General features: G+C 72.9%; 11 protein-coding genes. 9 read left to right on the forward strand and 2 right to left on the reverse strand.

The window, feature by feature from the left end:
- Positions 1-1,342, forward strand: a 1,342-nt coding sequence (locus tag BI06_RS53575; RefSeq protein ID WP_043468647.1) for an ATP-binding SpoIIE family protein phosphatase, incomplete at its 5' end; no start/stop codon positions are given.
- Positions 1,343-1,483: 141 nt separating this feature from the next.
- Positions 1,484-1,720 (forward strand): chaplin, encoded by a 237-nt coding sequence (locus BI06_RS15500; RefSeq protein WP_030395042.1) that lies wholly within the window; start codon positions 1,484-1,486, stop codon positions 1,718-1,720.
- 81 nt (positions 1,721-1,801) lie between these two features.
- Here the strand turns inward: BI06_RS15500 and BI06_RS15505 are convergent, their stop codons facing one another.
- Positions 1,802-3,151 (reverse strand): glycoside hydrolase family 18 protein, encoded by a 1,350-nt coding sequence (locus tag BI06_RS15505; protein WP_043469665.1) that lies wholly within the window; start codon positions 3,149-3,151, stop codon positions 1,802-1,804.
- A gap of 259 nt (positions 3,152-3,410) precedes the next feature.
- Between BI06_RS15505 and BI06_RS15510 the strand changes: the two genes are divergently transcribed.
- The 4 genes from BI06_RS15510 (at position 3,411) to BI06_RS15525 (ending at position 6,832) form a co-directional block, all read left to right on the forward strand.
- Positions 3,411-3,884, forward strand: a complete 474-nt coding sequence (locus BI06_RS15510) for a carboxymuconolactone decarboxylase family protein (RefSeq protein ID WP_043468649.1) — start codon at positions 3,411-3,413, stop codon at positions 3,882-3,884.
- 154 nt (positions 3,885-4,038) lie between these two features.
- Positions 4,039-4,959: an RNA polymerase sigma-70 factor gene (locus BI06_RS15515; RefSeq protein ID WP_043468650.1), complete on the forward strand. Its 921-nt coding sequence runs from the start codon at positions 4,039-4,041 to the stop codon at positions 4,957-4,959.
- Between the two features lie 174 nt (positions 4,960-5,133).
- Positions 5,134-6,183 carry an SGNH/GDSL hydrolase family protein gene (locus BI06_RS15520; RefSeq protein WP_043468654.1) on the forward strand — a complete coding sequence of 350 codons (1,050 nt, stop codon included), beginning with the start codon at positions 5,134-5,136 and terminating at the stop codon, positions 6,181-6,183.
- 241 nt (positions 6,184-6,424) lie between these two features.
- A complete protein-coding gene (locus BI06_RS15525; RefSeq protein WP_030395047.1) occupies positions 6,425-6,832 on the forward strand; it encodes a hypothetical protein in 408 nt (135 codons plus the stop codon).
- Between the two features lie 35 nt (positions 6,833-6,867).
- Here BI06_RS15525 and BI06_RS15530 read toward each other — a convergent pair whose 3' ends face one another.
- The gene (locus BI06_RS15530; RefSeq protein ID WP_051741093.1) at positions 6,868-7,959 is read right to left on the reverse strand and encodes an Lrp/AsnC family transcriptional regulator; all 1,092 of its coding nucleotides are present in this window, start codon (positions 7,957-7,959) and stop codon (positions 6,868-6,870) included.
- A 149-nt stretch (positions 7,960-8,108) separates the two neighbouring features.
- Here BI06_RS15530 and BI06_RS15535 point away from each other — a divergent pair, with 149 nt between their 5' ends.
- From BI06_RS15535 to BI06_RS15545, 3 genes are all read left to right on the forward strand, one after another.
- Positions 8,109-9,293 (forward strand): M20 family metallopeptidase, encoded by a 1,185-nt coding sequence (locus BI06_RS15535; protein WP_043468656.1) that lies wholly within the window; start codon positions 8,109-8,111, stop codon positions 9,291-9,293.
- A gap of 31 nt (positions 9,294-9,324) precedes the next feature.
- On the forward strand, positions 9,325-9,651 hold the full coding sequence (locus BI06_RS15540) for a nuclear transport factor 2 family protein (RefSeq protein ID WP_043468658.1): 327 nt from the start codon (positions 9,325-9,327) through the stop codon (positions 9,649-9,651).
- A 272-nt stretch (positions 9,652-9,923) separates the two neighbouring features.
- Positions 9,924-10,484 carry a hypothetical protein gene (locus tag BI06_RS15545; RefSeq protein ID WP_043468661.1) on the forward strand — a complete coding sequence of 187 codons (561 nt, stop codon included), beginning with the start codon at positions 9,924-9,926 and terminating at the stop codon, positions 10,482-10,484.
- Positions 10,485-10,582: the final 98 nt, after the last annotated feature.

Consider the following 10,582-nt stretch of genomic DNA (forward strand, 5'->3'; position numbering starts at 1 on the left):
CGCCGCGCTCGCCCTGGACAACGCCCGCCGCTACGCCCGCGAGCACCGGGCCGCCGTCGGCCTCCAGCGGAGCCTGCTGCCGCCCTCGCAGGCCGAGACCACGGCCGTCTCCACCGCCAGCGTCTACCTGCCCACCGACACGGCGAGCGGCATCGGCGGCGACTGGTTCGACGTGATCCCGCTGTCCTCCGCCCGGGTCGCGCTGGTCGCGGGCGACGTGGTCGGGCACGGCCTCGCCGCCAGCGCCACCATGGGGCGGCTGCGGACGGCGGTCCGGACGCTGGCCGACCTCGACCTGGAGCCGGACGAGCTGCTCGTCCACCTGGACGACCTGGTGGCCCAGCTGATGGTGGAGGCGGAACGGCCGGACGAGGACGAGGACGAGGAGAACAGGGCGGCCGAGGACGGGGCGGCCGGGGACAGGGAGGACGACGAGGGCGAGCTGGACGGCCCCGGCGCGGCCTCCCGGCCCCCGGTCGGCCACGGCCTGTGGCTGGACGGGACCGGGGACGGCGCGGACGAGCAGCAGACCGTGCCGTTCGGCGCCACCTGCGTCTACGCGGTGTACGACCCGGTGTCGCGGCGCTGCGCGATGGCCTCCGCCGGGCATCCGCCGCCCGCCGTCGCGGCGCCGGACGGCCGGGTGACCTATGTGCCGCTCCGGCCCGGACCGCCGCTCGGCGTGACCGGCCTGCCGTTCGAGGTGACCGAGGTCGAGCTGGAGCCCGGCAGCCTGCTCGCGCTCTACACCGACGGGTTGCTGCTGGGCTACGCGGACGACCTGGAGGAGGGCATGGACGCGCTGTCGCACCGGCTGGCCGCGGCGGCGAACCCGCCGGAGGGCGCCGTCACCCCGGCCGGGGCCTCGCTGCGGCAGCTCGGCCGGGACCTGGTCGCCGACCTGCCGGCCCACCGCCTCACCGACGACGTCACCCTGCTGCTGGCCCGGACCCGCGAGGTGCCGGCCGCGGACACCGCCGGCTGGACCCTGGACGCGGACCCGTCGGGGGTCGCCCGGGTCCGCGAGGCCGCCACCGCGCAGCTGCGGCAATGGGGCCTGGAGGAGCTGGAGTTCACCACCGAACTGGTGCTCAGCGAGTTGGTCACCAACGCCATCCGGTACGCGGGCGGCCCGGTCGGCGTCCGGCTGATCCGGGCCGAGCGCCTCACCTGCGAGGTGTCCGACCCCAGCGCCACCCAGCCCCGGATGCGGCGGGCCCGGCTGACCGACGAGGGCGGCCGGGGGCTCTACCTGGTCGCCCAGCTCACCACCCGCTGGGGCAGCCGCTACACCCGCCGGGGCAAGACCATCTGGGCCGAGCAGGAGCTTCCGACCGGCTGACGCCGGGGGCGCCGGGCCGACGCCGGTACCCGATCGGCCGATGCCGGGACACGCCCGCGTTCCGACCAATCCGGGGGGATCACGGCTCTCCCCCGGTGTGATTGGTGCTCTGATCTGCTGACTCACCCACCAAGGAGAGACATGCGTACTCGCACCGCCCTCGCCGCCGGCGTCCTCGCCGTGGCCGCCCTGCTCGCCGGCGCCGGCACCGCTTCCGCCGACGCCGCCGCCAACGGCCTGGCCTTCGGTTCCCCGGGCGTGCTTTCCGGCAACCAGATCCAGATCCCGGTCCACATCCCGATCAACGTCTGCGGCAACTCGATCGGCGTCATCAGCGCGCTGAGCCCGGCGTTCGGCAACACCTGCATCAACGCCTGACCCACCGGGTCGCCACACACGCAGCACGACGCGGGTCCGTCCCTCCGGGGGACGGGCCCGCGTCCGCGTGCCGGGGTACGACTACCGGCGGCTGAGGCCCTTGTCGATCGCGGTGATCAGCTCGCCGTTCGGCGTGTCCCCGTCCAGCGACCAGATCATCGCCCCGCCGAGGCCCTCGCGGCGCACGTACTCGGCCTTGGTGCGCAGCACGGTGGCGTCGTCGTACGTCCACAGGGTGGTGCCGTCGAACAGCCAGGCGTGGCCGTTGCGCTGACCCCGGTACAGCTTGTAGGTGCCGGAGTCGGCGAGCTTCTTCAGCGCCTTGTAGTCCTCGGTGCCGGCCGTCCAGGTGGCCGGGGCCGGCCCGGCGGCGGGCTGGCCGAGGCCGTTGCCGCCGCCCGTGACGCCCGTCCAGCCCTGGCCGTAGAAGGGCAGGCCGGTGACCAGCTTGCGGGCCGGGGCGCCGCGCCGCAGCCAGGCGTCGACGGTCCCGTCCAGGCTGAAGTCGTTGCGCGCGTACAGCGCCGACTGCTGGGCGGTGGTCTTCTCACCGGAGACGTGGAAGTCGTAGCCCTGGAGGTTGACGAAGTCGAAGTCCCGGATGATCTTCGAGACCTCGAAGCCCGCGTCGATCTTGGCGGGCGCGGTGGGCACGTAGGCGCTCAGCTCGAAGTGCTTGCGGCCCTTCAGCGTCCTGCCGTACGCGTCCACCTGGGTGCGGAACTCGTGGACCAGCTTGGTGAAGTTCTGCTTGTCCTCCGGGCGGATCCCGTTGCCGGGGTTGCCCTCGGAGCCCGGCCACTCCCAGTCGAGGTCGATGCCGTCGAAGATCCCGGCCGCCGCGCCCGCACCGCCCCGGACGCCATCCTTGGGCAGGTTGCCCTTGAGGTAGAGGTCGATGCAGGAGGAGACCAGCGCCTTGCGGCCCGCCTCGGTGCGGACGGCGTCCGAGAAGTACGCCGAACCGCTCCAACCGCCCAGCGAGATCATGACCTTGAGCTCGGGGTGCTTCGCCTTGAGCTCGCGCAGCTGGTTGAAGTTGCCCGCGAGTGCCTGGCCGTCGGTGTCGGCGACGCCGTTCACTGCCTCCTCCGCGCCGACCGGGCGGACGTAGTCGGCCCACCCGTCGGATCCCGGGCCGCCGATCTGGCAGGTGCCGGCCGAACCGACGTTGCCGAAGGCGTAGTTGATGTGGCTCAGCTTGCCGGCGGTACCGCTGGTCTCCAGGTCCTTGACGTGGAAGTTGCGGGCATAGATGCCCCACTGGATGAAGTACCCGACCCGCTTGTAGGCGGCCCCGCCGTGGCGCGCGGAATCGCCCGCCCCGTCGAGATCGGCGGCCGCGGCCGCCGGGGCGAGCGGGGCCAGCAGCGCCAGGACGGCGGCGGTGGCGGCGCCGAAGGTCAAACGGGTGGAGAGTCGGTGACGCATGGTCGAGATCACCCCTAGTGCGGTGGGCCGCACGATCGTGGGAACGGTGGACGGCGCAGGGAGTCCGCAGGGTGTGCCCGTACCGGGCGGCGACGACTCTTCACGCCAAGGTCTATACCTGTCAACGGACTTCGCAAAGGTTTTGCAAAGCAGGCGGGAAGTCGGCGAGTGGCGGGCGTCACACCGCGCCGTGTCACAGGCCGCCGGGCCGTTCCGTCTTGAGGGGTGAAGCACCGACCACCACGAAGGAGCACACCCCATGGACGCGCGACTGAACTTCTTCGGCAACCCGACCGGCGCCAAGGCCATCAAGGTCCTGATGGGACTGGGCAAGGAGATCAAGGCCATGCCGCTGCCCGCCGCCACCCAGGAGCTGGTGTCGCTGCGGGTGAGCCAGATCAACGGCTGCGCCTTCTGCATCGACATGCACACCAAGGACGCGGCGGCGGCCGGGGAGACCGCGGTGCGGCTGAACCTGGTCGCGGCCTGGCGCGAGGCCACCGTCTACACCGAGGCCGAACGCGCCGCCCTGGCCCTCGCCGAGGAGGGCACCCGGGTCGCGGACGGGGCCGGCGGCGTCCCCGACGAGGTCTGGGCGAAGGCCGCCGAGCACTACGACGAGGAGCAGTTGGCGGCCCTGGTGATGCTGATCTCGTTCATGAACCTCGCCAACCGGGCGAACATCATCACCCAGCAGCCGGCCGGCACCTACGTGGCCGGGCAGTTCCACTGACCTCCGCGGGTCCGCCGATCCCGGTCCACGGATCCCGGTCCGCCGAGCAGGGGACGGCGGACCGGAGCGGCGGACCGGGGCAGCGACCCCGGCCCGGCGGGCCACCCGTCATGATCGTTTCGAGAACCGTCCGTCCGAGGGAGAGGAAACCGGCGTGAGCAAGGTCGAGGAGTTCGAGGAGCTGCGGCCACTGCTGTTCTCGATCGCCTACCGGATCCTCGGCAGCGTGGGCGAGGCCGAGGACGCCGTCCAGGAAGCCTGGCTTCGCTTCGACGCCTCGCCGACCCGGCCCGACTCGGTGAAGGCCTTCCTGTCCACCACGGTCACCCGGATCTCGATCGACGTGCTGCGCCTGGCCCGGGTGCGGCGCGAGGCGTACGTGGGCCCGTGGTTCCCCGAGCCGCTGCTCACCGACCCCTACCAGGACCCGGCCCGGGCCGCCGAGCTGGCCGACTCGGTGTCGATGGCAGCGCTCCTGCTGCTGGAACGGCTCAGCCCGCTGGAACGCGCCGCGTTCGTGCTGCACGAGGTGTTCGGCTTCGGGTACGACGAGGTCGCCGAGTCGGTGGGCCGCTCCGAGGCGGCCTGCCGGCAGCTCGTGACACGCGCCCGGCGGCACATGCGGGAGGGGCGGCCGCGCTTCGAGGCCGAGCGCAAGGAGCGGGACGAACTCGCGGCCCGCTTCTTCGACGCCCTGCGCGAGGGCGACATGGCCGGGCTCCAGGAACTGCTCGCGGCCGACGTGACCATGGTCGGCGACAGCGGCGGCAAGACCCCGCAGCTCGCCCGGGCCGTCGCCGGCGCCGTGAACGTCGCGAGGCTGCTGGCCGCGATCGTCCCGCTGATGGCCCGGATCGACGTGACCTTCGAGCCGCACGAGGTCAACGGACGGCCCGGCGCCGTGTTCCGCGACCGCGAGGGCCGGGTGCTGACCACATTCGTCCTTGAGGTGCTGGACGGCCGGATCGGGACCGTCCGATCCGTCACCAACCCCGACAAGCTCGCCCACCTGGGCCCGGTCGCCGACGCCTGGGCCGTCCACCAGGAGCTCAAGCAGGCCCGTCGGTCGTCCTGAAGCGGCGAATGTGATCGCCGCCCCGAGTGTGGGCCGGCACCGCCGACGGCGCCACGATGAATCCGATCGGTCGGCCCCGACCGGCGGGAGCGGCCCGGCTGTGCGGGGATGGGTACTGCGGTGCGCGGATCGTTCTTGCACCCACCGCGTGTTGTCCCATGCCCTGGAGGAACCGTGCGAAACCCCGCGACCCGTCTGCGCACCCGAGTGCCGGTGCTGGGACTGGCTGTGCTGGCGGTGACCCTGCTGCTGCCCTCGGTCGCGGCCGAGGGCAGCAGCAGGGACCGCTACGAGTGGGCCGCGCTGGGCGACTCCTACACCGCCGGCCTCTTCATCGGGGATCCGCGGCCCGCACTGGGCAGCACCGCACGGGACGGGTGCGACCGGACCACCGGGTCATACCCCGACCTCGTCCGGCGGACGCTCGCCGCCCGCCCGCCGGACCGGCCCGTGCGGCTGACCGACGTCAGCTGCGACAACGCCACCATCGCCAACATCACCCGCGAGAGGCAGCAGCCGGCCAGCCCGGTGCAACCGCCCGGCGGGGACCCCGCCGGGTGGCCCGTGGTGGATCCGCAGATCCGGCGGGCCCGGCTCGGCGAGCGCGCCGACGTCGTCACCGTCGGCGTCGGCGCGATCGCCCTGCCCTTCGGCGAATGCCTGGAACTGACCCTCGCCCACATCCCCTGCGCGGCGTACTTCGCGAATCCACCGGAGGGCGTGGAGGGCCTCGCCGCGAAGCTCGCCAGGATCCGCGACGAGTACGGCCGGATGCTCGACGTGATCCACCGCGCCGCACCGCACGCCACGGTGATCACGGTCGGCTACCCGGCCGTCCTGCCGGAGCGGGGCAGCGCCTGCGGCGGCGGTCCCACGCAGCTCGGCCCGATCACCCCCGCCGACATCGACTGGCTGCGCGAGGACGCGTTGAAGGCGATGAACACGATCATCCGAACGGAGACGGCGAAGCGCGGCGACAGGTACGTCGACCGCTACACCTCCAGCGTGGGCCACGACGTGTGCGCCCCCGAGGACACCCGGTGGATCGAGGGCATCTGCGGCGACGCCGAGCCGTTCTGGCCGGCCGCGGTGCCCGGCGGCCTGCCGTTCGACTGCGCCGCCATCGGCAAACGCGCCACCCTCCTGCACCCCAACGCCGGGGAACACGCCAACGCCGCTCCCCTGGTGGAGCGCGCCGTGCGCGAGGCCCTCCTCGAACGCTGACCGCAGCGCCCGGGAGGACGGGCCGGGGTCAATTCTCTCCCCGGAATGTGGGGGCCGCCGAGGTGTTCTCGGCGGCCCGAGAGCCCGGAATCCGCCAACGAGGGGCCGATTCCGGTACTCCTGCCCGGAGTTCGGCCCGATCGGGGACGGAGGCCCGGGCCAGTGCCAGCATGTGCCATGTGCAGCGTGACATGACACAGGTGGGCTGGGGCTCCTCCTGTCATCGAAGGAGAAAATTCTGATGAAGCGTTTCGTCGCCGTCCTCGCGGCCGGTGCCGCACTGTCCGGGCTCGGCATCGCGGGGGCCGGCCAGGCCGCCGCCACGCCCACGGGTACGACCACCTGCGGCTACGGCGTCGGGGCCCAGGTCTGCCTGACGATCGACGGCCGCCTCGCGTCCGCCACCGGCTGGGTGTCATCGACCGGAGGGCCCGCGCAGCTCGCCTCGTTCGAGCTGGAACTCCGTACCACCGGCGGCGCGATCCTGGAGCGCGAGAACCTCGGCGCCGTGGTGCCGGCCGGCGGAATCACGGTCGGCCCGGTGGCGAGCACCGTCCCGTGCGGCACCGGTGTCACCGCCACCTTCACCACCACCAGGGCGGGCCGGCCGACGGTCACCGCCACGGTCACGGTGCCCGCCGTCTGCTGAGCCCGTCCGGTCGACGCCGGACGGGCGCACGGCCGTCAGGGAGCCGGGACCGGGTCCCGCCAGATGTCCATCGGAACGGCGCGGACGGCGCGTCCGTCCGCGCCGAGGATCCGGCCCATCCGTTTCACCGTGCGCAGCGCCACCCGGCGCTCGGCCACCCGCAGGTCGGGGAACCTGCGGGTGAGCGCGGCCTCCAGGCGCTGGACGTCGGCGAGGGAGCGCTGCCAGACGGAGAGGACGAGGTTGTGCGCGCCCGTGACGGACACGCACAGCCGGACCTCGGGGAGTCTGGCGAGCTGGGGGCCGACCTCGTCGAGCCGGTCCGGGGGGAGGTCGGCCCGGAAGGTCGCCAGGACCGGCCGGCCGGCGTCGCGGGCCGCGATCTCGCAGCGGAAGCGGATCGCGTCGGAGCCCGCCAGCCGGTCGAGGCGACGGCGCAGCGTGGACGGGCTCAGCCCGGTCGCGGCGGCCAGCCCGGCCTGGTCGAGGCGGCCGTCGACGCCCAGTCTGATGAGCAACTCCCTTTCTTCTTTGCGGAGTTCGGCCCGCGCGGCGAACGGCTTCCCGTTGCCCGCCGACTGGTCGTCGTGCAGTTCCCCGCGCTGGGCCGGGTCCAGCGAGTCCAGGCGCCAGCGGATGCCCTCGGCGTAGAAGCCGGTGGCCAGGTGGACGCGGACGGAGTCGACCCCGGGGATCCGGCCGAGCCGTTCGGCGGTGTAGCGGGAGACCGCCGCCAGGTCGGTGAAGGCCGCGGTGACGGCGAGGTCGCAGCCCTGGGCGAAGTGCTCGATGCTCATCACGTGCGCGTCCTCGGCCAGTTCGTCGGCGATCCGCCCGGTCCGGTCGGGGGCGCAGTCGAGGTCGAGGTAGGCGACGCACCCGCGGTCCTCGGGGTGCGGCAGACCGTAGGCGGTCACCCAGGCGATCCCGGCCTCCGAGAGCCGCTGCCAGCGGCGGGCCGCGGTGACCGGGCTGATCCCCAGGGTCTGGCCGAGCAGCGACCAGGGCGCCCGGGGGCGCAGCTGCAGCGCGTTCACCAGGGCGAGGTCCAGCTCGTCGACCGTCACCGTCGGGCCGTTCACCGTCGTGCCTGTCGCCTCCGTGCCGGTCTCCTCCGCACCGGTCACCGTCGGCTTCCGGTCGATTCGTTCATGAAAGGGGCTCTCCGTGGCGTGATCCTGCGAAATCGCGAGCGACTCCCGCCGCGGCACCCAGAATCACGGAACGAGACCGCTCCGCACAAATCCCGCCGCACGCGGGTCCGATGGAGGTACCTGTGTCCCTGCACGACGACGCCCTCGCACTGGCCCCGGACCTGGTCCGGCTCCGCCAGGACCTGCACCGCTTCCCCGAGGTGGGGCTCGACCTCCCGCGCACCCAGGAGCGGGTGCTGCAGGCCCTGGACGGGCTGCCGCTGGAGGTGAGCCTGGGCACCGGCCTGAGTTCGGTCACCGCGGTGCTGCGCGGCGGCCGGCCGGGACCGGCCGTGCTGCTGCGCGGTGACATGGACGGCCTGCCGGTCGTGGAGAAGACCCCGGTGCCGTTCGCCGCCGAGAACGGCGCGATGCACGCCTGCGGCCACGACCTGCACACCACCATGCTCGCGGGCGCCGCGCAGCTGCTGGCCGCGCGGCGGGAGGAGCTGCACGGTGACGTGGTCTTCATGTTCCAGCCCGGCGAGGAGGGTTGGGACGGCGCCGGTGCCATGCTCGCCAAGGGCGTGCTGGACGCGGCGGGGCAGCGCCCGGTCGCCGCGTACGCCCTGCACGTGTCGTCGACCATGCCGCACAAGGAGTTCAGCTCCCGGCGCGGGCCGATCCTCGCCGCGTCGGCCGCGCTGCACGTCACCCTCCACGGTGCGGGCGGCCACGGCGCGGTGCCGCACCGGGCCAAGGACCCCGTACCGGCGGCCTGCGAGATCGTCACCGCCCTGCAGACCATGGTGACCCGCCGCTTCGACATCTTCGACCCGGTGGTGATCACCGTCGGGATCCTCCAGGCCGGCACCCGGCGCAACATCATCCCCGACACCGCCCACTTCGAGGCGACCGTGCGCACCTTCTCCCCCGAGGCTCAGGCCAAGGTCGCCGACGCCTCGGTGGAGCTGGTCCGGGCCATCGCGGCCGCCCACGGCCTGCGCGCGGAGATCGAGTACCTCCCCGAGTACCCGGTGACCGTGACCGACGAGTCCGAGACCGACTTCCTGGCGGACACCGTCCGGGAGGTCTTCGGCGAGGAGCGCTTCCGGACGCTGCCGAACCCGATCCCCGGCTCGGAGGACTTCTCCCGGGTGCTCGAGGCCGTCCCGGGCTCGTTCGCCTGGCTCGGCGCCGCCCCGAAGGGCAGCGACCCCGATACCCTGCCGTCCAACCACTCGCCGCACGCGGAGTTCGACGACGCGGTGCTCCCCGACGGCGCCGCGCTCTACGCCGAACTCGCCGCCCGCCGCCTCGCGGCCTGAACCACCCATCGATGAAGGAACGTTCAAGCACATGACCGAACCGCGCGACGTGGTCGAGCAGCAGCTCGCCGCCTACAACAGCCACGACCTCGACGCCTTCCTCGCCACCTACGCCGAGGACGTCACGATCCGCCGGACCGACGGCAGCCTCCTCCAGGGCAGGCCGGCCCTGCGCGACACGTACGCCGGGCAGTTCGCCGAGGGCCGGTGCCGGGCGGAGATCGCGGGGCGACTCACCGAGGGCGACTGGGTGGTCGACCACGAGATCGCCCACGGCCTGTCCCCCGAGCCGCTCCGCGTCCTGGTGGCGTACCGCGTACGGGACGGTCTGATCGACCGGGTCGACTTCCTGGGCTGATCGACGCCGCAGCCACTGCTGGCGGGGAAACCGGAACGGCCGGTCGGATCCGACGATCCGACCGGCCGTTCTCCGTGGTCGGCCAGGAGATTGTTCGGGAACGCGAGTAGGTACCCTGCTGCCCTTGCGATCGACTGTGCACCGTCCGTAGCGTTCTGATCACAGCTGTGGAGGGATGGGAAAACAGCCTGCCCCCGACCCGAAGCAGTCGGCCGACACAGGGGTGGGCCTCCGCCGCGACGGGCGGGGGCCCACCCCTCGAAGGAGCGAGCATGGACCCCGATCGGCTCCACATCTCCTATGCCATGCGGCAGTTCGCCGACGAGACGTGGACCGGGCGGGCGGAGCGGTGGACAGCGAAGTTCTACGTTCCCGACGAGAAGATCGGCACTGCCGAGATCACCCGTGTCATCCCGGGCGTCACGCCGAACCCCCGCGCCGCCCTGGAGGACGACCCCGGCCTCCTCGACCGCATCCCCCGGGTGATCTTCGGCGAGGACGGAAGCCTTGCCCCGGCCGTGTCCGCGCTGAGTCCCGTACTTCTGCTCCTGTTGGAGTCCGTCCGCGTCTCGGATGCGTGGCGCGGCAGGGGAGTCGGGATGCGCCTGACCGTCACCGCGCTGCGGCGCCTGGCCGTCCCCGGCACGGTGGCGGTGTGCTACCCGGCACCGATCCACGATCACGGGCCGGACGAGCCGTGCTCCTACGCGTCCGATGATCCGGAGGTGCGGCGGCCGGACGAGGAGGCGATGGAGAAGCTCCGGCTCGCCTGGGAGCGGCACGACTTCCGGCCCATCGGTGAGGGCGTGTACGCCCGGAGGATCGAACCATGAGCGGAGGGCGCCGACGGGCAGCCCTCCCACGCGCAGATTCGGGTGCACGCCGTGATTCGGGCCGCACCGATGGACATCCACATCGGCGCGGACAACAG

This window comes from Kitasatospora sp. MBT66 (genome assembly GCF_000710405.2).
In the GTDB taxonomy this organism is placed as follows: Bacteria; Actinomycetota; Actinomycetes; order Streptomycetales; family Streptomycetaceae; genus Kitasatospora; species Kitasatospora purpeofusca.